This is a genomic window from Candidatus Brachybacter algidus (assembly GCF_016707225.1).
Classification (GTDB): Bacteria; Bacteroidota; Bacteroidia; order Chitinophagales; family Saprospiraceae; genus Parvibacillus; species Parvibacillus algidus.
In genome coordinates this window covers 1,192,217-1,214,927 of sequence record NZ_JADJID010000001.1, presented here as the reverse complement: position 1 = coordinate 1,214,927, position 22,711 = coordinate 1,192,217, and the positions used below count along the sequence as shown (strand labels likewise).

General features: G+C 36.9%; 14 protein-coding genes and 1 pseudogene. 9 read left to right on the top strand and 6 right to left on the bottom strand.

What is annotated here, in order from left to right:
• Positions 1–28: 28 nt before the first annotated feature.
• The 3 genes from IPI15_RS04890 to IPI15_RS04880 form a co-directional block, all read right to left on the bottom strand.
• Positions 29–1,441 (bottom strand): thrombospondin type 3 repeat-containing protein, encoded by a 1,413-nt coding sequence (locus tag IPI15_RS04890; protein ID WP_287401116.1) that lies wholly within the window; start codon positions 1,439–1,441, stop codon positions 29–31.
• 139 nt (positions 1,442–1,580) lie between these two features.
• On the bottom strand, positions 1,581–2,513 hold the full coding sequence (gene nusB / locus IPI15_RS04885) for a transcription antitermination factor NusB (protein ID WP_287401115.1): 933 nt from the start codon (positions 2,511–2,513) through the stop codon (positions 1,581–1,583).
• A gap of 60 nt (positions 2,514–2,573) precedes the next feature.
• Positions 2,574–4,046 carry a MauE/DoxX family redox-associated membrane protein gene (locus tag IPI15_RS04880; protein WP_287401114.1) on the bottom strand — a complete coding sequence of 491 codons (1,473 nt, stop codon included), beginning with the start codon at positions 4,044–4,046 and terminating at the stop codon, positions 2,574–2,576.
• A gap of 817 nt (positions 4,047–4,863) precedes the next feature.
• Between IPI15_RS04880 and polA the strand changes: the two genes are divergently transcribed.
• Positions 4,864–7,692 (top strand): DNA polymerase I, encoded by a 2,829-nt coding sequence (gene polA, locus IPI15_RS04875; RefSeq protein ID WP_287419374.1) that lies wholly within the window; start codon positions 4,864–4,866, stop codon positions 7,690–7,692.
• A 324-nt stretch (positions 7,693–8,016) separates the two neighbouring features.
• Here polA and IPI15_RS04870 read toward each other — a convergent pair whose 3' ends face one another.
• The gene (locus tag IPI15_RS04870; protein ID WP_287401111.1) at positions 8,017–8,484 is read right to left on the bottom strand and encodes an acyl-CoA carboxylase biotin carboxyl carrier protein subunit; all 468 of its coding nucleotides are present in this window, start codon (positions 8,482–8,484) and stop codon (positions 8,017–8,019) included.
• A gap of 413 nt (positions 8,485–8,897) precedes the next feature.
• On the opposite strand from IPI15_RS04870, the gene IPI15_RS04865 reads away from it, so the two are divergent.
• Positions 8,898–10,727 carry a UbiD family decarboxylase gene (locus tag IPI15_RS04865; RefSeq protein ID WP_287419372.1) on the top strand — a complete coding sequence of 610 codons (1,830 nt, stop codon included), beginning with the start codon at positions 8,898–8,900 and terminating at the stop codon, positions 10,725–10,727.
• The gene (locus IPI15_RS04860) at positions 10,718–12,070 is read left to right on the top strand and encodes a methyltransferase RsmF C-terminal domain-like protein (RefSeq protein ID WP_287401107.1); all 1,353 of its coding nucleotides are present in this window, start codon (positions 10,718–10,720) and stop codon (positions 12,068–12,070) included. Before IPI15_RS04865 ends, IPI15_RS04860 begins: the two co-directional genes overlap by 10 nt.
• A gap of 221 nt (positions 12,071–12,291) precedes the next feature.
• Here the strand turns inward: IPI15_RS04860 and IPI15_RS04855 are convergent, their stop codons facing one another.
• A complete protein-coding gene (locus tag IPI15_RS04855; protein ID WP_287419371.1) occupies positions 12,292–13,068 on the bottom strand; it encodes a biotin--[acetyl-CoA-carboxylase] ligase in 777 nt (258 codons plus the stop codon).
• A 57-nt stretch (positions 13,069–13,125) separates the two neighbouring features.
• On the opposite strand from IPI15_RS04855, the gene rsfS reads away from it, so the two are divergent.
• The 4 genes and pseudogenes from rsfS to IPI15_RS04830 all read left to right on the top strand — a co-directional run bounded on the left by rsfS (position 13,126) and on the right by IPI15_RS04830 (position 17,373).
• Positions 13,126–13,509: a ribosome silencing factor gene (gene rsfS / locus IPI15_RS04850; RefSeq protein WP_287401103.1), complete on the top strand. Its 384-nt coding sequence runs from the start codon at positions 13,126–13,128 to the stop codon at positions 13,507–13,509.
• A 31-nt stretch (positions 13,510–13,540) separates the two neighbouring features.
• Positions 13,541–15,536: pseudogene (ftsH, locus tag IPI15_RS04845) on the top strand (ATP-dependent zinc metalloprotease FtsH).
• Between the two features lie 345 nt (positions 15,537–15,881).
• On the top strand, positions 15,882–16,367 hold the full coding sequence (locus tag IPI15_RS04835; protein ID WP_287401099.1) for a methylated-DNA--[protein]-cysteine S-methyltransferase: 486 nt from the start codon (positions 15,882–15,884) through the stop codon (positions 16,365–16,367).
• Entirely contained in the window at positions 16,360–17,373 is a 1,014-nt protein-coding gene (locus tag IPI15_RS04830) for a quinone-dependent dihydroorotate dehydrogenase (protein WP_287419367.1), read from the top strand. The genes IPI15_RS04835 and IPI15_RS04830 overlap by 8 nt, the downstream gene beginning before the upstream one ends.
• A gap of 102 nt (positions 17,374–17,475) precedes the next feature.
• Here the strand turns inward: IPI15_RS04830 and IPI15_RS04825 are convergent, their stop codons facing one another.
• Complete coding sequence (locus IPI15_RS04825) at positions 17,476–19,749, bottom strand: aconitate hydratase (protein WP_287419366.1); 2,274 nt, start codon at positions 19,747–19,749, stop codon at positions 17,476–17,478.
• A 411-nt stretch (positions 19,750–20,160) separates the two neighbouring features.
• Between IPI15_RS04825 and IPI15_RS04820 the strand changes: the two genes are divergently transcribed.
• Both IPI15_RS04820 and IPI15_RS04815 read left to right on the top strand, forming a co-directional pair.
• Positions 20,161–22,113 carry an acetoacetate--CoA ligase gene (locus IPI15_RS04820; RefSeq protein WP_287419364.1) on the top strand — a complete coding sequence of 651 codons (1,953 nt, stop codon included), beginning with the start codon at positions 20,161–20,163 and terminating at the stop codon, positions 22,111–22,113.
• A 54-nt stretch (positions 22,114–22,167) separates the two neighbouring features.
• Positions 22,168–22,581: a DUF1573 domain-containing protein gene (locus IPI15_RS04815; RefSeq protein ID WP_287401091.1), complete on the top strand. Its 414-nt coding sequence runs from the start codon at positions 22,168–22,170 to the stop codon at positions 22,579–22,581.
• Positions 22,582–22,711 lie beyond the last annotated feature (130 nt).

Genomic DNA, 22,711 nt, shown 5'->3' with positions numbered 1-22,711 from the left:
GTACTTAATATTTATTAACGAATGAATATTACTTTAATTCAAACATAACTTTTCTGGTGGAAATTTTTGGCAGATTGCCCGCCTTTGCTGTAATTCTATCTTCTGTGATCCCTTTGCTTACCATGTAAGATTTCACTTCGTCTGCTCTTGATTTACTAAGATTACCAACTTCATCTACTAGCGTTTTATCATCGCTAAAGCCAGTTATAACTAGAGAATATTTTTTATTTTTTTTCAATAAGGCAATAACCTTATCTATGGCTGATTGACTAGTAGAATTAAGTACAAATGCACCATCTGTCCATTTTATACTTCTTGAGGCATTGGTCAAAATGTCTATATCTGCTTGGTTTGCAGAAGGGCAACCATTTAGCTCAGCTGTCCCGGCTTTTGTAGGACATTTATCTTCGCTATCAGGAATGCCATCGCCATCTGTATCCGGGCATCCCATAGTTTCTACTGTCCCTACTTTATCTTTACATTTATCAATATTGTCAGGAACACCGTCACCATCGGTATCCGGGCATCCTCTGTATCTTGCTAGCCCTTTAACTTGTGGGCAATCATCCTCATTATCCGGAACTTTATCTCCATCAGAATCAATAAATGGACATCCCCCATAGGTAATATCTCCGGCTACATCAGGACATTTATCATCTTTATCAGCGACATTATCACCATCTTTGTCAGGACATCCGCCAGTATTCTTTGTACCGGCTTCAGTTGGACATTTGTCAAGATAGTCAACTATACCATCACCATCAGTGTCTGGGCAACCATTGAAAGCAGCAACACCTGGAGAGGTAGGACATTCATCTTTAATATCGACAATTCCGTCCCCATCTGTATCCTTCTTACTTAGTTGTTTAAGATTGATAGCTTTATTTCCACCACCACTTCCACCGAAGAGGACGTAAAAGCCAATACCTGCGTCTAATGATCCTTTCTGATTCTCATCAAATGTATTATTGTATCCTATATTTAAACCAATCAGAAATTGATCTGCAATTTTAAAATTTGCACCAATACCAGCTCTTGCCGCAATGTCAAACACACTCAATTTATCTTCAACAAAATCTTTGCTTAGGATAAAAGATGGTCCAAGATATAAATAAGGAGCTGCTATCCTGGATCTATCAAACAAACCGATCTGAGCAAGGATATCTCCATGAATACCGGCAAATTTATTATCTATAGCATCACTTACAAATAAATTTGCTCCAACAGGCACCGACACATTGAGCCAAGAATTTATATTTCGGGTAAATGAAGCATCAATGTTCAAAATTGAACTGGCAAATTCAAAATCCTGATCGTTTAAAAGATTGCCATTTTGAACTCTTGCTGATAGCCCAACTGAATTTTTAAAGTCTGCATTCTGTGCCATGACTATTGTGCCAAAGAAGAGACTAAACATTAATAAAAAATGGAACTTTTTCATCTGTATGTATTTAATTTTTTGTATCAAACCACTAACTTTAACAGCTATTTTTCAATTTTCTTAAATAGAAATCAAGTAAATAGAAATATAACCGCTATTAGTCAGTGGAAGGTAAACATGATTTTAATTAAAAAATTACTTAATCCAGTAAACCTCTTCCTGATTTACTGATCTTTTTACTTTCTGAAAGAGTGTGTAATGCTTTATCTAAAATACCATTAACGAAATCTTTACTTTTATCAGTACTGTAGGCCTTCGTTAATTCTACATATTCATTGATGGAAACCTTGGTAGGAATTGTTGGAAATATTAGCATTTCTGCCACTGACATTTTAATTAATATCATGTCAATAAAAGCCACGCGCTCTATGTCCCAATTATCAATAAGTGGGCCCAATGTTTTCTCAAGACTTTCATTGTTGACAAGGACATACTTGAGCATTTCTCTACCAAATTCATTTATTGCTTCATCTGATGGTCCATATTCTTCTGAGATTTCCTTGGATGTCTTGAAATCCTTTATAATTTTTTTTACAGTTCCTATAATTATGGATTGATCATCCAGCCAATTAAAGAAGATATCTTCTATAGTATCATTATAAAATTCTTGCTTACAGAGCTCTTTGAACAAGAACAACATGATCTGCTGATCTTCCTCGCCTGATCCTTCTCCTGAAACATAAGCAGCATATTCAGGAGTTAGACTTAAAGTTTTATATAATTTTCGGGTAAAGTCTTCCGGAGTCTTCTCTTCAAATTGATATTTTAGTGCAATCTTTTGAAGTTCTTTATTAGCTGCAATTGTTTGTGTTAATGGATTTTCATAGAATTTAGCTGTAAAAGCTTTATCAAATTCTGAAGGAAGTAATTTAGCTTGCCTTTTAATAACATCGTCTTTAGAGTGTTCAGCTATCTTCACCATTAGATATAACTGATAGTATAAAAGATTATAAGAGCTTTTAATAGTATCATCATAGTAAGACAATACTTCTTCCTTAGACAATCCCTCAGTCGTATAAAAAGAATACAACGCTTGCATCACTTTTACTCTGATATTTCTTCTACTTAGCATCTTATTTTTTGAACTGTAATATTACGAAATTGAATAATATTAAATATAAATTTTTGATTTCTACTTCATATAAGTTTCAATCTCGGCCCAATCGGGTGCTTTGTTGATGTGCCATTTTTTAATGATCGCACCATCTTTCCAAAGTAGAATACCAGGATTTGATCGTATAACAGTCTTTAATATTGTCTCATCTCCTTGATATACAGGGAAATCAATATTTAAAGCTGCTTTAGCATCATTCATTTGTCCAACACTTAATCCTCCGAAAACTACATTTACTGCCATTTTTTTACTCTGAGCTTTAATTATCAATGGCAAAATCTTCCCTTTATAAGCGTCCAACCAATCTTGTTTGAATATTGTGTTTTCAACCTCTTCATTAGTTTTCTTGATACTTGCTATAGTTCTGGTGCTATCATACATTGTCTTGATAGAATCTTCAGCAGCATATATAGTATCAATGACTTCAACCATTTTCATTTCAGTATCCAAAGTTACTTTATAATTAATGATCATGAGACTGTAACCCGTGTCTTGCAATATTTGATCAGTGAAATCATCTCCAGCTTCTGTAGCAGTGGTAATTCTGAAATCGCTGATCTTAGAATGAGCAATTGTGGATTCACCTGTAACCTGCAGAATATCAAATTTATCTTTTGGAAACTCTGCAAAACGCTTCATATATTCATCCATAGATAGGGTAACTACAGGTCCTCCATCTTTTGGAGTGATTACTTGACTGACAGGTCTTTTTGATTCAGCATCCTGTTCTTTTACCTTTTGTTCTCTGATGTTCACTCCTTCTTTAAATGGTCTGAAATCAACAGATGGCTCATTCCAATACATAAAATTGAGGCAATAAAATAAAAATCCAATAATACTTATTATAAAAAGACCAAGTCTGGCACCCGCATTGAATAATTTATGAAATAAACGAGTGTAAATTATAAATATCAACCCCGGAATCAATAAAAATACATCTTTAAGGAATGATGTTTTAGGTGCCATAACCAGAAAGTCTCCAAAACAACCACAATCAGAAACTCGCATATTAGATGTGGCAAATTCGCCCCATTTGCCGAATTCAAAGAAATTAGCTTCCATCGGTACATATCCCGTCAGATATGTAAATCCTGTAAGGATAGTAAAGAACAACATCAGCAAGAAGAAAGCCCAAGCTGTAAACTTAGGCTTAATACCTAGTACCAACATAACCCCTAATACCATTTCTAAAACAATAGTAGATATGGAAAATACATTTACATAATTATTAAAAAATGGAAATATAGGTGCAATAAACGAAAATGCAGTATTTTCGAAGGTGTAGTAAAATGAAGTGAAATATTGCTCCATTTTAAAAGATGTTCCAAGAGGGTCAACCGCCTTAACGAATCCTGAAACAATGAAAAGCGTTCCACAAAAGTGTTGCAGAAAACTGATAAAATAATTATTTGATCTCTTAAAATATATTGTCGCTACTGTAATTAGTAAAGCAATTATACCAATATAAGATAACAATTTAATTAATGTCATTTAGGATACTATTTAGAAAGGTTGAAACTTTGAGTGAGGTGGTGACGTAAGTGCAGCAAAATGAAAGATGCACAATTCGCATTTGGTAAAAAGCTAGAGGAAGCAATCACAGAAAGGGACACCAAGCTAACTGGTGTGTTGTTCTGTAATATATATTTTTCGTCAAGGGTCTTTTCCACTTGGTAGTTTTAATTAAGCAAAGATTGTGTAAATTTAATTTTGCACGGCAAAGATACAAAAATTTATAATTTGTTAAAAAGCAAACGTACTTTTTTGTAAAATTTAATAAAAGTCGTTTAAAAGTGGCTCTTTTTGAATAGAATTTTTAAAATCAAAACCTACAAATTTGTTTGAAAATCTTATAAACGATAAAAGATATAAGCATATTTTGGCTTTGTATAATATAAATTTGATGATCCCAATTCTTTAGGATTCGAATTAGTTGATAATATTTGATGGCTAAATGAATATTCCTACTAGTCCATCGCAATATATTTTTTTTGCCACGAATTACACGAATTTGCACGAATAAATTCGTGTTGGATGCGAAGCATCATTAGTGTAATTATCTTCGATTCTTATTTGCGGTAATGGCAAAAGACTTTAAGTTTTATAAATATTTGGTTATTTCATAATTCTCTTATTTTTTTAAGCAGAGCAGGTGCCATTTAGCCAATTGAAAGTATAACTTTTGCGAACTTAAATTTCATATTACATTTTAAACGAAACCGGTTAGACATCATATATTCTTTTATAATTCAAGTCTGTATCCAAATTCCTGCAGAATAAATTACTTTTACAATCTAAATTTTCAAATATGTCTGCCGAAAAGAGAATATTTTTCATAGATGGCCATGCCATGGTTTATCGCGCTCACTATGCATTTATCAATAGACCTTTGATGAATTCCAAAGGCCAAAACGTTTCTGCTATTAACGGTTTCGTCAGATCCGTTTGGGAATTGATCACCAATCAAAGACCAACACATTTAGGTGTTATATTCGATCCAAAAGGAGGTACATTCAGAACTGAGCTTTATGCAGAATATAAAGCACAAAGAGATGCCCAACCGGAAGACATTTCCTTTGCCATTCCATACATTATTCAGATTATGAAAGGTATGAGGATCCCAGTAGAGATTATTCCAAATTTTGAAGCAGATGACGTCATCGGTACTTTAGCTAAAAAGGCAGAGAAGGAAGGTTTTCAAGTTTTTATGGTGACACCGGACAAAGATTATGCTCAGATCGTTTCTGAAAATATTTTTCAATATAAACCTGCCAGATTTGGTAATGACATCGAAATCCTTGGTGTAGATGATGTCCTAAAAAAGTGGGAGATCAAGCGTATTGACCAGGTTATTGATCTTCTTGGATTGATGGGTGATGCAGTAGATAATATACCCGGCCTTCCCGGTGTAGGCCCGAAAACTGCTGTCAAGCTATTAGCAGAATATGATAATGTCGAAAATATTATTGCTAATGCACAAAACCTTAAAGGGAAACTCGCTGAAACAGTAGCTGAAAAAGCTGATCTAGCAAGGCTTTCTAAAACACTAGCCACAATTCACCTGGATGCTCCAGTTGAATTCGAATCAACTCATTACATCATGGAAGAGTTTGATAAAGAAGCTTTAATGGAAGTATTTAAAGAACTGGAATTCAGGACATTGGCTACAACTATCTTAGGTAGAAGTGTATTGGACCTTCCCGAGAAATCTAAGCCAAACAAAGTGACCAAAGGAGTAGGAAGTGAGCAGGGATCATTATTCGAAACGACTGAAAGCGATGTTAAGACAAGTACTTTTGATATAGCAATTTCCAATGCTGAATTTAACATCAGCAATGTAGATCACGAATATATTGTAGTAGATTCAGAGATCGAGTGGGCTAAAATGTTTGGAGATATTCAGGATAAAAAGTTCATGTGTTTCGACACTGAAACCACTTCATTGGATCCAATTGTCGCAGAACTTGTAGGTATTTCTCTAAGTACAGAACCACATAAAGCATATTATATTCCGGTTCCTGAAGTCCAAGTTGAAGCTCAAAAAATCGTCGACAGACTCAGATTAGTTTTTGAAGATCCGGAAATCGACAAGATCGGTCAAAATCTCAAATATGACGTCAGCGTGTTGATAAAATATAATGTAAGACTTGCAGGAAAGCTCATTGATACGATGTTACTTCATTATCTTGTGGAACCTGATCTTAGACATGGAATGGATTACATGTCAGAATCCTATCTAAAATATAAGCCCGTTGCCATAGAAGCACTGATCGGGGAGAAGAAAAACAGTCAGATCTCCATGCGGGAAGTGCCATTGGAGCAGATAAAAGAATATGCTGCGGAAGATGCTGACATTACGCTTCAATTATACAATTTCCTATTACCTGGTTTGAAAGAGATCAATTCAGAAAAATTGTATGAAGATATCGAAAGTAAACTAATATACGTCCTTGCCGATCTTGAAATGGCAGGTGTGAATATTGATCCTGATTATTTGGCAAAATACAGCATCGTATTAAGTGATAGAATCACCGAATATGAACAAAACATTTACAAAGAAGCAGGTCAGGAATTCAATATCAATAGCCCAACCCAAGTTGGAGAATTACTATTTGGAACAATGAAAATACCTTATAGATGGGCAAAAACAAAGCAAGGCAAATTCTCTACAGATGAAGTAAAGCTTTCAGAACTTGCCCTGGAGTATAAGTTTGTGGCTGAGATTCTTTCCCATAGAAGTTTGAGTAAACTTAGGTCAACCTATGTTGACTCCTTACCTAAAATGATCAATCCTGTGACGAAAAGGGTTCACAGTAGTTTTAATCAAGCTTTGGCTGCTACTGGGCGACTGAGTTCTAATAATCCGAATCTTCAAAATATTCCTATCAAAACGGTTGAAGGTCGTGAAATTCGAAAAGCATTCATAGCCAAGGATGCCGACCATGTTATTCTTTCAGCGGATTATTCTCAAATTGAATTGAGGTTGATAGCTGAATTAAGTAAGGATGTAGCTATGGTAGAAGCATTCCAACAAGGACTGGACATTCACTCAGCCACTGCAGCTAAAGTTTATGGAGTGCCATTGGAGGAAGTGACCCCTGAACAACGAAGAAATGCGAAAACTGTCAATTTCTCCATTATATATGGTGCAGGTTCATTGAATCTCTCAAGACAACTGGGTATTAAGCGGACAGAAGCAAAGGAAATCATTGAATCATACTTTACTCAGTTCAACGGATTAAAATCTTATATGGACAGAATGGTAAATGAAGCTCACGAATTTGGCTATGTGACGACTTTGATGGGAAGGAGAAGATATCTTAGGGACATTAATTCCAGGAATTCACTTGCAAGAAGCGGTGCCGAACGCATCGCTGTGAATAGCCCAATCCAAGGAACTGCAGCAGATATGATCAAACTTGCCATGATCAAGATCCATGAAGAGTTTATAAGCAAAGGAGTTCAATCCAAGATGATCATGCAGGTTCACGATGAATTAGTTTTCGACGTCTTAAGAACTGAATTGGAGCAAGTAAAAGAAATCGTCATCCGTAATATGCAGAATGCAATACCGGGACTTGCTGTACCTATCGAGGTGAGTACGGGAGTTGGGGAGAATTGGTTAGAAGCGCATTAGGTAATGAAAAATGAAGAATGAATAATGAATAATAAGAGCAGGCATTGCAAAGCTGATTATATAAGTATCCATAATTGTAATGTCGATTATTTATTTGAATACTACAAACTCTATAAGTTAGAAATCAGACGTAAGAAATCATTACAAATAATCATAAAAAAGAAGAAATAAAGTCGCAACTTCCCCTCTGGCAGAGGGGTGGCGATAGCCGGGGTGTCTAATATCGCAGAACCATATACGATTGGGCTATAAATCAAAAAAAATTATTATTGAATTCCATGGCACCTTTGCACATAATCGAATCTAGTGTCTATAGTCTATTATCTAGAATCTGATCAACACCATCCCCTTATCAAGCGACTGACCTTCCTTCACTTCAATAGACTGAATGACACCTTCAATCGGCGACTTAATAGCGTTTTCCATCTTCATTGCTTCTAGCACCAGGATAGTTTCTCCCGCTGTAACTTCCTCACCGGATTGTTTGAGTAATTTGAGGACTAGCCCGGGCATTGGTGATTTTATCTCCGAAACATTTTGAATTCTTTGTCCTTTCATACCCATAGAGGCTATTAATTGATCCAGATCATCTTCCAACTTTACTTCAAATAGTTTTTTTTCAATTTCAATTGTATACTTTTTCGACTGAACATCTTGAGAGATTAATCTGGCATGATAATTTATTCCATCCTTCCTAAATATAATTTTATCATCATTAATACTTAATGAAACATTTATATCAACCACTTCTGACAAATCAAACTCATTAATACCATTTACTTTTGCTTTCATATCACATTCTAATTATGTGCAAGGTAAAAATATTGGATTATGTTCTGATAATATATTGGAAATTAATTTTAATTGAACTATTGATATCACTCAGGTTAAATTTAGATGATTGAAATTAGAATTTAGAATTTAGAAATTAGAATGAAACTTCGATTGTTGAGTACAGTAAATGAAATCATTGCTTCTCATTATAAAAGCAACTCCTAACCTTGAATTAATTTATTAATCAAATAATTGCCTGCTCTTTAATTCAAATCGCACTGCCAGATCTCATTTTTCATTTTTCTTCATTCATTTTTCATCATAAAAATAATTGCCTACAATCCAGAACAAAGAGATTCGCTCACTCTTATTTATCATTAATCATTTATCACTTATCATTCAATGTCTTATCTTCGTAAAAAATATTCTACATGGGTTACATTTCTCTCGAAGATTGCATTAACGAACTGGAAAAGACTGATCAACTGATCCGTATTAAGGAAGAGGTAGACCCGAATCTTGAAATGGCTTATATCCATCGAAGAGTCCAAGAAGCCGGTGGACCGGCACTCCTGTTTGAAAATGTCAAAGGTAGCCCATTTCGTGCCGCGTCTAATTTATATGGGACAAATGAACGTACTGAATACATATTCAGACAAGAGATCGAAACCATCGAAACACTTGCTCAACTAAGACTGGACCCCGCTGCATATTTAAAAAAACCATTCAAACTACTTTCCTTGCTTCCCAAAGCAATTAAATCACTTCCAAAAAAAGTTAGTTCATCAGATTTAACAAGAAACATTACCCAAATCCATCAATTGCCACAGATAAAGTCCTGGCCAAAGGACGGAGGTGCCTTTGTTACGCTGCCTCAAGTCTTATCTGTTGATCCTGAAAAACCCGGAATAAAAAATACCAACATTGGAATGTACCGCATCCAAATGAGCGGCAATGACTATGAATTAAACAAAGAAATTGGTCTTCATTATCAGATCCATCGCGGTATCGGTGTGCATCATCAGCAATATAACAACCTAAAAAAACCATTTAAAGTTAGTATTAATGTCGGTGGTCCACCCTCGCATACCATTGCAGCTGTGCTGCCCCTTCCGGAAGGTTTTAGTGAAACAATCTTTTCAGGACTTTTGAATGACAGACGTTATAGATATATCGAACAAGATGGGTATTATCTTAGTGCGGAAGCAGATTTTTGCATCACAGGTATCATCGATCCTGAAAAATTGAAAGAAGAAGGCCCATTCGGAGATCATCTGGGTTATTACAGCCTCTCCCACCCTTTTCCATTGATGCATGTGGATAAAGTCTATCATAAAACCAATGCTATCTGGCATTTTACTGTAGTTGGTCGTCCGCCTGCTGAAGACAGTGGATTTGGGTATTTGATCCACAGATTGTTTGGCAGCACTGTTCAATCAGAATTTCCCGGTTTAAAGAAAGTACATGCAGTGGATGCTGCAGGAGTTCATCCATTACTATTTGCTATCGGTTCAGAAAGGTATATGCCTTTCCGAGATCAAAGACCTGAAGAAATTTTAACAATAGCCAATAGACTATTGGGCAGTGGACAGACTTCTTTGGCGAAATACTTATTCATCACGGCCCAAGATGCTGATATCGTTCCCGATGTTTATGATGTCAAAGGATTTTTGAAGTATACTTTCGAAAGGATTGACTTCAATCGCGACTTGCACTTCATAACCAAAACGACGATTGATACACTGGATTACTCAGGAGATGGATTGAATCATGGTAGTAAATTGATTGTTGCAGCATATGGACCGCCTTTGAGACAATTAAATTCAACATTGCCACACGATCTTTTATTGCCTCCGGGATTTCAGGATCCGAAGTTTTTTACATCTGGAATTCTGTGTGTCAAAGGACCAAAGTATGAAAATAGAAAAGTTGGTCATGCTCAGGCAGGTGTGCTTGCATCCTACATTGAAAGATTTGATTGGCAAGGTGTTGCGCTGATAGTCATATGCGATGATGTGGATTTCACTATAGCAACAGACAATAATTTCGTTTGGATAACCTTTACCAGATCCAATCCTGCAGCCAATTGTTATGGCTTAAACGAAAGAATGGACCATAAACACTGGAGTATAGATGCCCCGCTTATTATTGACGCCCGAATAAAACCGCACCATGCGCCTGTGCTTGAGGACGAGCCTAAAGTTCTAGAAAAGGCTAACAGATTTTTTACCTCAAAAGGACCTTTATCAAAATGGGGTTAAAACTTCCTGAACCATTTATTGAGAGGATAAAAAATGAATTGGGCGGAGAAGCTCAAAAATTTCTTGATAAATTGATGACTGATCCGCCTATTTCCATTCGTCGCAATCCACTGCGTATTTCTACGAATGAACTTCCAATAGACACGGTTATACCATGGGAATCTGACTCCTTCTATTTGACTGAAAGACCTTCATTTACTTATGACCCTTCCTTTCATGCCGGGGCATATTATGTGCAGGAAGCTTCCAGTATGATTACAGGTCAACTAATAGACCAAATTCAAGATAAGCAAAATTTGGAATTGGTCATAGATCTATGCGCTGCTCCTGGAGGCAAGACCACACATGCTTTGTCCAAATTAAATAAGGATGTTTTCGTACTAGCCAATGAGGTAACTTCAGTTCGGTTGGGTGCACTTAGACAAAATGTCATTAAATGGGGCCATTCGAATGCAGCCGTGATCAATTATCCTGTGGACACCATTGCAAACACAGGTATTCAAGCAGACCTTTTGCTCATAGATGCACCATGTTCAGGAGAAGGATTGTTCAGAAAAGACCATGACGCAGTGGATCATTGGAATGCTGAAAATCTTCGGAAATGTGAAATTCGGCAAACAGATATCTTGAGTCATGCGGCAACTCTTGTTAAAATGGGTGGATACCTTATATATAGTACTTGCACTTATAATTCCGGTGAAAATATTAAACAACTGGCTGACTTAATTAAGTCCGGATATTTTGAAATAGAAAAAATCAATCATGAGAAATCTTGGGGACTCACTGAAATTATCGAAGGTGAGGCAATTGGGTACCAATGTTATCCGCACAAAGTAAGAGGTGAAGGATTCTTTATAGCATTATTGAAACGGACAGATAAGCTTTCTGAAAATACAAACAGTAATTACTTCAAACCAAAATCAGCATTTCATGCTCTTTCTAAAGAAGAAGCAAGTCTGCTGCCTGAATTTTTAACAGGCTACCAAGATGAAATTCAAATTGACAAAGAAAGCAACATGTTTTATGCGCCACATGCGTTACAAAGCCAACAGCAATTTATGAATATCAGACCACTTTTTGAACTTGGTGCCATAAAGGGAAGGGATTTCATTCCGGCTCATGGGATATCCATGTTGGATGAGTTTAAAAGGCTGTATCCAAAACTTGAATTAAATAAGGATCAAGCAATTAAATATTTGAAAAAAGATACATTTACTATCGAAAATTATGAACAGAAAGGTTGGCATTATGCGACCTATCATGGAAATAATATTGGACTGGTAAAGATCCTGGAGAATAGGATAAATAATTATTTGCCGGTGAATTTAAGGATACTTAAATAGCACCTTGGCGCTTAAACTATATAGGTTTGTATAACAAATTGAACAAAATAATTTTACGTCAAGGGCATCGTGATTTAAAACACAACACCCTTAAACTAAACAGCTTGCCAAGCATAAAACGTATGTCAATGCCATATACCCTGTTGGACATTATTTGTGCAATTTGTTATACACGATTTTTAGCACATTAAGTTTTGCGATCAATGGAATTTTCCCTTATATCAGAGCTGAGCTTTCATTATTTGAACTTCACCATGAAGATAAGCCCTTAAGTCTCCGTTTTCATGCATTACCAGTATTTTTCCATTCTCCTCCACACCTTTTAATAAGACTTTTGAAGTCATATCATCTGAATGTAACAGCGTTATGTATTCATTTTTTTTGTAAAGTGCTTCATCATATTCTTCAAAAAGTTCTTTTAGTCGTCCGGCTTTTATCTGCAGGTAATATCGCTCGACCCATTCCATAATCAAGATACATACATGATCCAAATCATATTCCTTTCCTGAAATATTTGAAAGGGAAGTTGCAGTACTTTTTAGTGATCCAAAATCAATCTGGTTCACATTCAGTCCGATGCCTACATAACTTTTCTCTACCCTTGAATTAAACAAATTGGACTCAATCAAAATTCCGGAAATTTTTCGATCACCCACCATGATGTCATTCGGCCACTTCAGCTTAACCTTTTGTTGACTTAATTCCTCAACTGCCTTTTTAACAGCTAGAGCGACAGCCATTGACAGGTAATATTGTTTGTCAGGATTGAGAAATGCGGGAAGTAAAACAAGACTCAGCGCTATATTCAGGCCATTTTGTGTTTCCCAACTATTATTTCTCTGCCCATATCCTGCCGTTTGATTGTATGACAAAATAGCAGTTCCTTCTATCGGCTTGCTTTTTGCATATAGGTTTTTTAAATATGTTTGTGTTGAAGCCACTGAATCAAGCTTGACACAAACTTTTCCGACGAAAAGAGTGTTAGGTATTAAAGTCAAAATTCTTTTTGTTATTTTGCACAATTATAACGTTTATACACAAAAGAAAAAATAAATTTGGAACAAACCAAGCAACAAGCGATAAATACACAGGAGACAGAACTAGCTGATCTGATTGTAGATGCAATGCAAGATATAAAAGGCGATCAAATAGTCAAACTAGATCTTAGAAATATAAAAGATGCACCTGCAGATTTCTTTATTATTTGTGAAGCAGAATCTACAGTGAAGATCAATGCTATCGCCAATAACATCAACAGAAGGGTTAAAGAAGAGTTAAATCTAAAGGCCAGTCATATGGAAGGTGGACCGGGAGCGAAATGGATACTGTTGGACTATTTCTCAACCTTAGTGCATATATTCTATCCTGAAACAAGGGTATTTTATGACTTGGAAGGACTATGGTCTGATGGAGTTACTACAACTTATGACAGTATTTAAAGTTATAAAGAAATTAACTACAAAAAATTAAATGGAAGAGAATAATAATAATCTAACTCCGGACGATAAAAACAAGCAAAAAAAGCCTGTTAAAATTAATTCGTACTGGATATATGGAGCGGTAATCATGATGTTGATCTTGGGTCAGCTTTTGCTGTTTCCATCTGGGACTAATTCAAAAATCAGCTATGATGAGTTGAAAACTTACGTAGAAGCTGGTGATGTCAGCAAAATGGTTGTCATCAATAGTGATGTGGCTGAAATCTATCTTAAAAAAGAAAGTCTTGCCAAATATAAAGATGCCTCCAAAAACACTTTTTCCGATAATCAACCGAACTTCACGATGGAGATCGGATCATTGGAAAACTTTGAAAATAAGTTTGATAAGATAAATGACACCCTCTCTCCTGAGAACCGCGTCGTCTTAACCTACGAGAAAAAGACTAATGTAATAGGTACTATCCTTGGTTATTTATTGATGCCATTGATTTTTGTGGCACTTTACTTTATCATCATGCGTAGAGTAAGTGGTGGCGGTGGCGGTCCGGGTGCACAGATATTCAATATTGGTAAATCAAAAGCACAGTTGTTTGAGAAAGATGCAAAAGTAGATTTGACATTTGCTGATGTGGCAGGACTCGATGAAGCCAAAGAAGAAATCATGGAGATCGTAGATTTCCTTAAGAACCCTAAGAAATATACTTCACTTGGTGGTAAAATACCGAAAGGAGTCTTACTGGTGGGTCCTCCGGGAACGGGTAAAACATTACTAGCTAAGGCCGTAGCCGGTGAAGCAAATGTGCCTTTTTTCTCTATGTCAGGTAGTGATTTCGTTGAAATGTTCGTTGGTGTGGGTGCTTCAAGAGTTAGAGACGTATTCAAACAAGCAAGAGAAAAAGCACCTTGTATTGTCTTCATAGATGAGATTGACGCTATCGGAAGATCAAGAGGAAAGAGCAATTTCCAAGGTGGTAATGACGAAAGAGAAAACACATTGAACCAATTATTGGTGGAAATGGACGGTTTCAGTACAGACAAAGGTGTAATCCTGATGGCTGCAACCAACAGAGCGGATGTCCTAGACAATGCTTTGATGAGACCGGGTCGTTTTGACAGACAGATCGGTATCGACAGACCAGACTTAAATGGAAGAGTGCAGATATTCAATGTGCACCTGAGAAGTATCAAGTTAAATCCTGATGTCAAAAGTATGGCATTGGCTGAGATGACGCCGGGTTTTGCTGGAGCGGATATAGCTAATGTATGTAATGAAGCTGCATTAATCGCTGCTAGAAGAAATAAGACCTCTGTCGATATGTCAGATTTCAATTTTGCACTGGACAGAGTAATCGGAGGACTTGAAAAGAAAAATTCATTGATCTCTCCAAAAGAAAAAGAAATCATTTCTTATCATGAGGCTGGACACGCTGTTTGTGGTTGGTTCCTGGAACATGCATCACCACTTGTGAAAGTGACGATCGTTCCAAGAGGAATTGGTACCCTTGGCTATGCGCAATATCTTCCAAAAGAAGAGTACATAACCAGAACTGAGCAATTGCTAGACAGAATCTGTATGACTTTTGGAGGTAGAGCAGCTGAAGAAATCATCTTCGGTAAAATCTCAACCGGAGCACAAAGCGATCTTGACCAAGTGACTAAACTCGCATACAGCATGGTGACTGTCTATGGAATGAATAATATCGTAGAATGTCTCCTTCTACCAGATGGGCAGTGACTCTTTCCAAAAACCATTCTCAGAGCATACTGCATCAATGATCGATGAAGAAGTAAGAAAATTGCTGGATAGTCAATATCAGCGTTGCCTTGTTCTCTTGAGAGAGCACAAAAGTGACCTTGAATTGTTGGCACATCAATTACTTTCTAAAGAAGTACTTCATAAATCAGATGTGGAGGAATTGTTGGGTGAACGTCCATACCAGATAGAAGCTCCGTTGCTCCATCCTGAAATATATACGGAAGGTGTTCCTGCGATTGGGACTCCTCCGGCGGAACCGAGTGCGGTGTGAAGTAGTCAGTAGTCAGTAGTCAGTAGTCAGAAGCTAGATGTGAAATGTAGAATGTGAAATGTAAAATGTCGATTAGCACAATATCCCCTTCTGCAAGAGGGGGCCAAGGGGGAGTCTTTGATGTTCATACTTTTTATTATTTACAAAAAATTCATTAGCAATGTTTTACGATTTGTTATATATGAGAAGTAAGAGGCTAGATGTGAAATGTGCAACGTAAAATGTAATTGATAACATTGGTATAATCAACTGACGACCATCTAACATCTACCATCTAACATCTACCTTCTAGGTCAAACATCAAACAACAAACATCAAACTTGAAACAAACATCAAACTTTAGAAATGTCCGACTACAGTGACATATACCATTCCCCTATCGGAAGTATCTTAATCGGTGCTTCGGATAGGGGAATTTCTTTTGTGAGCTTTGTCAAAGAAGGTCAGGAAATACCAAAAGATTTCCTTCCAAACAATCATACTTTGTCGGCTATAGAGTGGCTGGATGCATTTTTTGCAAGTCAGAAGTTACCAGATAGTATCGAGTATGATCTCAAAGGAACAGAGTTTCAAAAAAGTGTTTGGGAGTATATCAATGAAATTCCTTTAGGTAAAACAATTACCTATAACGATATTGCAAAAAAAATCCCCGGTAGTCATGCAAGAGCAGTTGGAACAGCAACGGGCGCAAACCCAGTTGGCATCATGATCCCATGTCACAGAGTGATGGGAAGTGATGGAAAATTGCATGGATATGCAGGAGGAATCAAGAGAAAAATCTGGTTACTTGCATTTGAGCAGGGAGATTCGTTATTTTTGCCGGATGTATAAGCAAATAATAAAACCACTTTTATTCAATTTTTCTACTGAAGAAGCCCACGGCATCGCCATGAAAGGCGCTAATTTCTGCGTTAAATTACCTTTCGGAAAAAATTTACTTAGAAGTATTGCCGGAAAAAATTTCGATCAGGAAAGCACTCATTTCGGCTTAAACTTCAAAAACCGTGTTGGGCTAGCTGCAGGATTCGATAAAGATGGCAATTATATTGAGTCATTGCAGCAGTTGGGTTTTGGTCATATAGAAGTTGGCACGGTCACTCCCCGACCCCAATCAGGCAATCCAAAACCACGACTCTTCAGACTCAAAGAAGATAATGCTTTGATCAACCGAATGGGTTTCAATAATAAAGGAGTACACAATCTTGCAGAAAACATAAGACAGCTACCTGAAGATCGACCAATTCTTGGCGGTAATATTGGTAAAAATAAAGACACACCGAATGAAGACGCATGGAAGGACTATGTGTATTGCTTCAAACACCTACATGAACAAGTTGATTATTTTACAATTAATTTGAGTTCACCGAATACTCCGGGATTAAGAGCACTGCAGGAAAAAGAACCTTTGATCAAGATCATTTCGTCCGTCCAGGAAATTAATGCCGGTTTAGCAAAACCCAAACCTATCCTGCTCAAGATCTCACCTGACAACGAGAGATCGGTGTATGATGACATTATTGAAGTAGCCACTGCTTGTAAATTGGATGGACTCATCGCAACCAATACAACGATAGACAGACAAGGACTAAAAGCATCAAGCGATTTTCTCGAAGTCATTGGTGCCGGTGGCTTATCCGGTCAGCCATTGGCAAATAAGTCAATTGAAGTTGTGAAGTATCTTAGGGCAAATATGCCTGCTGGAATGACTTTAATTGGAGTTGGAGGTATTTCAAATAAAGAACAGGCAGAAGCAATGATGGCTTCGGGAGCGGATTTGGTGCAGTTATATACAAGTTTTATATATGAGGGGCCAGGGATAGTGGGAAGGTTGATGTAATTTTTGTGTAAAAAGCCCTTAAACCATCCAATTAATTTATAGTATAAAAAAATACCTTTGATGAATGTCACCAAAGGTATCGTATTTTCAATTTAATATTTTTCAATTAGCATTCGCTACATTCCTCCTGATTATATTCAATGCAGCACCCGCCTTAAACCATTCGATCTGTTGTTGATTAAATGTGTGATTGACAGGGAAGCTATCCTGAGATCCGTCGATATGGTTCAAAACCAAGATCAAAGGAGTATTTGGTGCAAACTGCGTCAAGCCAATGATGTCTATCGTATCGTCTTCTCTTATCTTATCATAATCTGCAGGATCTGAGAAAGTTAATGCCAACATTCCTTGTTTCTTAAGGTTAGTCTCGTGGATTCTGGCAAAAGATTTCACCAAAACTGCTCTAACACCAAGGAACCTTGGTTCCATAGCAGCATGCTCTCTTGAACTTCCTTCACCATAATTCTCATCGCCTACTACAATTGAACCAACTCCGGCAGCTTTGTAAGCTCTTTGTGTTGCAGGTACAGGGCCATATTCACCCGTTAATTGATTTTTAACATTATCTGCAGTGTCATTCGCAAAGTTGATGGCACCAATGAGCATGTTATTTGAAATATTGTCCAAGTGTCCTCTGAATTTCAACCATGGACCCGCCATAGAAATATGATCCGTAGTACATTTTCCTTTGGCTTTTATTAGCAATTTCAAACCTATAAGATCAGTGCCTTCCCATTCCTTAAATGGTTCAAGCAATTGCAATCTATTAGAATCAGGATTCACAACTACTTCTACTCCTGATCCATCTTCTACAGGTTTTTGGTAACCCGGATCTTCTACGTCAAAACCTCTTGGAGGCAATTCGTAACCAGTCGGTTCATCCAACATAACTTCTTGTCCAAGTTCATTGGTTAAAGTATCCGTCAGTGGATTGAAACTTAAGTCACCTGCGATGGCAAGCGCTGTTACCAATTCAGGAGAACCAACGAAGGCAAAAGTATTCGGATTACCATCCGCTCTTTTCGCAAAGTTTCTATTGAATGAATGTACGATGGTATTTTTCTCTTGCTTCTCCGCTCCTACCCTAGCCCACATACCGATACAAGGTCCACAGGCATTTGCAAAAACAGTTCCACCCATGGATTCAAAAATATCTATCAAACCATCACGTTGGATCGTAAAACGAACTTGCTCAGAACCCGGTGTAATTGTAAATTCAGATTTAGTTTTTAAGCCTTTTTCAATTACCTGATTGGCAATTGAAGCAGCTCTTGAAATGTCTTCATAAGAAGAATTGGTGCAAGAACCGATCAAACCAACTTCGATCTTCATTGGCCAGCCATTTTCTAAAGCCACTTCTTTCATTTTTGAGATAGGTGTCGCTTTATCAGGTGTAAATGGACCGTTTAAGTGGGGTTCCAAAGTATTAAGATCAATCTCAATAACCTGATCAAAGTATTTTTCAGGATTGTCATACACTTCTTTATCAGCCTTTAAGTAATCAGCAATGCCATTGGCCATATCAGCTATCTCCGCACGACCAGTTGATCTAAGGTATCTATCCATTGATTCATCATACCCAAAAGTTGAAGTCGTCGCTCCGACTTCTGCACCCATGTTACAAATCGTTCCTTTTCCGGTACATGACAAAGCATCAGCTCCATCACCAAAATATTCAACTATAGCACCTGTACCACCTTTTACAGTAAGGATACCGGCAACTTTTAAGATCACATCTTTAGCACTCGCCCAACCAGACAATTTACCGGTCAGTTTAATACCGATCAACTTTGGAAATTTCAATTCCCAGGCAAGACCGGCCATTACATCACATGCATCAGCACCACCAACACCGATGGCAACCATACCAAGTCCGCCGGCATTCACCGTGTGTGAATCCGTTCCAATCATCATTCCCCCCGGAAATGCATAATTCTCAAGGACTACCTGGTGAATGATACCTGCACCAGGATGCCAGAAACCAATACCATATTTATTAGAAACAGAAGAGAGGAAGTTGTACACCTCGGCATTATCGGCTTCTGCTGCTGTAAGGTCAGTTTCAGAACCAACCTTAGCCACAATTAAGTGATCACAGTGGACCGTGCTCGGTACAGCTACTTGTGGACGACCAGCCTGCATAAATTGCAATAAAGCCATTTGTGCAGTAGCGTCTTGCATGGCAACTCTATCCGGAGCAAAAAACACATAATCCTCACCTCTTTTAAAATCCTGCATTGGACTATCTTCATGCACATGGGCATACAAGATCTTTTCAGAGAGCGTCAATGGTCTGTTAAGAAAGTTCTTCGCAGTATCTACTTTTTGCTTGAAACCGGCATAAACATTACGCACCATTTCTATGTCAAAAGCCATAATAATTATATTTTAAGTTATATTTTAAAGAGGGAATTCAATTAAAACGCAATTTTAGCAATAAATTTATTGATAAAGGTAGTATGAACACCGTATGTTAAAAGTAAACATAATTTAGAACTTGTTTAAATAACTATCAAAAATTACCTTTGCCCGAATCCAGCCACTTGATTTTAACCCTTAAATGAAAATCAGATGGAATAGTTTAACCTAAAGTAACATAATTTGACTTATGTTGATAATCAATTAATATTTTACTTAATTTGTAAGTTCAAATGTTTGTGGTAGGCAAAATTCGAAGATTTATTCTGACTTCTAATTTCTAATTTCTAACTTTTAGACCAATGATATCAAAGATTTCAAAAAAATATATTTACCCTGCAACTCTAGTTAAAAACAAATTCGTCACGCATGTCTGAAGGAAAATTGTTATGGTCACCATCAGAAAAGATCGTTCAGGAAAGTGAGCTTGAACGCTACCGTCATTATGTCAATAGCAAATATGCTGTCTCTGCAAATGATTATAAGGAACTGTGGCAATGGAGTATTGATAATAAAGAGATTTTCTGGAATGATCTTATAGATTGGTTTGGATTGGTCTATGAAGGTGATAGAAATTCTGTGTTGGTGGGTAAAAAAATGCCCAATTATAATTGGTTCCCTAATGTAAATCTCAATTTTGCAGAAAACCTAACTCGATATGCGGAGGATTCAAAAATAGCTATCATATCTGTAGAAGAATCCGGCCTTAAAAAGTCTTATACTTGGAAAGAACTTCTGACACTTGCCGCTAACATTCAGTTACAATTCGATGATTGGGGTTTGCAGCCGGGAGACAGAGTATGTGGAGTCTTACCTAATGCCTATGAAACATCTGCTGCATTTCTAGCTGCAGCAGCGAGTGGGTTAATTTGGTCATGTTGTTCGCCTGACTTTGGAATAGAAAGTATCATCGACCGATTTGAGCAGATTTCGCCAAAAGTATATTTATATGTAGATAGCTATAATTATGGTGGTAAAGTTTTCGATCTGCATGATAAAAATCAGCAATTGATTGCCAAATTAAAGTCTGTTTCCAATGCACTTAATTTATCTTCAGGAATTCCCAAGAATAATGATTTGGGAATATGTATCGAACAGTTAAATTCATCTAATACCGGACTTACGTATAAAAGGGTTAATTTTTCAAGTCCTTTGTGGGTACTTTATTCATCCGGAACTACCGGTGCGCCAAAGGCAATAACGCATTCTCATGGAGGTGTTTTATTGGAATTAAATAAATACCATGCATTTCATAATGATGTAAAAAAAGATGAATTGTTTTTCTGGTATACCACTACCGGATGGATGATGTGGAATTTTCTACATGGTGCATGGCTGCGGGGAGCTGCGATATTGATCTATGATGGCAGTCCGGCTTATCCTGAAGTTGACTTCCTTTGGAAATTGGCGGCTGAAACTAAGGTAAATCATTTTGGAACCAGTGCTCCATATATCCTTGCGAATAAAAAAGCAGATATAGACCCAAAGGCGAACTATGACCTTAGCAATTTAAGATCGATAGGATCAACAGGTTCGCCTTTACCTCCGGAAGGATTTGATTATGTATATGAAAAAATCAAAGATGATATATGGTTAACTTCAATGAGCGGCGGAACAGATGTTTGCACAGCATTTGTGGGCGGATGCATAGTTAGACCGGTTTATGAAGGGGAAATCCAGTGCAGAGCTTTGGGATGCGCACTATATTGTCTGGATGAAGACGGCAATAAATTAGAAAATGAAGAAGGAGAAATGGTGATTACTGAACCAATGCCGTGTATGCCAATATATTTTTGGAATGATGAAGAAAAGGTTAGATACAACGAAAGTTACTTTGAAATGTATGATGGTCTATGGAGGCATGGTGACTGGATAAGAATCACTCAGGATGATGGCGTAGTGATCTATGGGCGATCAGATGCCACTTTAAACAAGCAGGGCATCAGGATTGGAACAAGTGAGATATACAGAAGTCTGGACCATATTCAAGAGATTGTTGACAGTCTGATTGTAAATATTGAGAAAAAAGATGGCGATCACTTTATGCCTTTATTTGTAATGTTAAAAGAAGGAATTATCCTGGATGACATACTCAAAAAACGCATAAAAAGCCAATTAAGGAGTGATTATTCACCAAGACATGTTCCGGATGAAATAATACAGGTAGCTGATATTCCTTATACCTTAAGTGGAAAAAAAATGGAAACGCCAATCAAAAAGATCTTGATGGGAAGACCAGTTGAAAAATGTGTCAATGCTGATACAATGCGTAATCCAACAAGTATCAACTACTTTGTTGAATTTGCTAAAGAAATTAATTAATTCGAATTTCGCTATCTTAATGTCAAATGTTTACATTTGCGAAAAATAAATAATATGAAATTATATAACAGTGTTATACTTCTTGCACTTATGATTCTTGCTTTTGCATCTTGCAAAAATGATGGAGCTTCAGGAAACGTAAATGGAGCGAACAAAAATCAGGAAGGTGTTTTTCTTGATTACCCTGTCAAAGATTTAGGGAAAATCCCAAGAGATGTTCCATTTCATACAACACTTGTCATCACTAATAATAAACCTGACACAATTATAATGCTACCAATGTCAACAACATGTGATTGTATGAAGGTAAAACTTAGCAAAATGCATATTGGACCAAAGGATACGGCTAGTATCTCAGTTGTTTTTGATGCACATATTCCCGGTTTCTTCGACAAGGATATTTATATTAATTATGTTGGACAAGATTCTGTATTTATGGGTAAGATAAAGGGGCATGTGATGCAGTAAAAAATATAAACAGGACTAAAACCCGATTTTTTCTGCTATCCTAATACATTGGTTAAAACCAATGGCAATTTATTTGTTAATCTCCAATGGGTAAAAAAAAGCTCTATTTTAAATTACCATCGGTTTTAAC

Excerpts from the sequence above, each read along its gene's own strand:
- IPI15_RS04890 (WP_287401116.1), bottom strand. The coding sequence starts at position 1,441 with ATGAAAAAGTTCCATTTTTTATTAATGTTTAGTCTCTTCTTTGGCACA.
- IPI15_RS04865 (WP_287419372.1), top strand. The coding sequence starts at position 8,898 with ATGGGTTACATTTCTCTCGAAGATTGCATTAACGAACTGGAAAAGACT.
- IPI15_RS04820 (WP_287419364.1), top strand. The coding sequence starts at position 20,161 with ATGTCTGAAGGAAAATTGTTATGGTCACCATCAGAAAAGATCGTTCAG.
- polA (WP_287419374.1), top strand. The coding sequence starts at position 4,864 with ATGTCTGCCGAAAAGAGAATATTTTTCATAGATGGCCATGCCATGGTT.
- IPI15_RS04860 (WP_287401107.1), top strand. The coding sequence starts at position 10,718 with ATGGGGTTAAAACTTCCTGAACCATTTATTGAGAGGATAAAAAATGAA.
- IPI15_RS04815 (WP_287401091.1), top strand. The coding sequence starts at position 22,168 with ATGAAATTATATAACAGTGTTATACTTCTTGCACTTATGATTCTTGCT.
- IPI15_RS04835 (WP_287401099.1), top strand. The coding sequence starts at position 15,882 with ATGTCCGACTACAGTGACATATACCATTCCCCTATCGGAAGTATCTTA.
- IPI15_RS04870 (WP_287401111.1), bottom strand. The coding sequence starts at position 8,484 with ATGAAAGCAAAAGTAAATGGTATTAATGAGTTTGATTTGTCAGAAGTG.
- IPI15_RS04830 (WP_287419367.1), top strand. The coding sequence starts at position 16,360 with ATGTATAAGCAAATAATAAAACCACTTTTATTCAATTTTTCTACTGAA.
- IPI15_RS04825 (WP_287419366.1), bottom strand. The coding sequence starts at position 19,749 with ATGGCTTTTGACATAGAAATGGTGCGTAATGTTTATGCCGGTTTCAAG.
- nusB (WP_287401115.1), bottom strand. The coding sequence starts at position 2,513 with ATGCTAAGTAGAAGAAATATCAGAGTAAAAGTGATGCAAGCGTTGTAT.
- IPI15_RS04880 (WP_287401114.1), bottom strand. The coding sequence starts at position 4,046 with ATGACATTAATTAAATTGTTATCTTATATTGGTATAATTGCTTTACTA.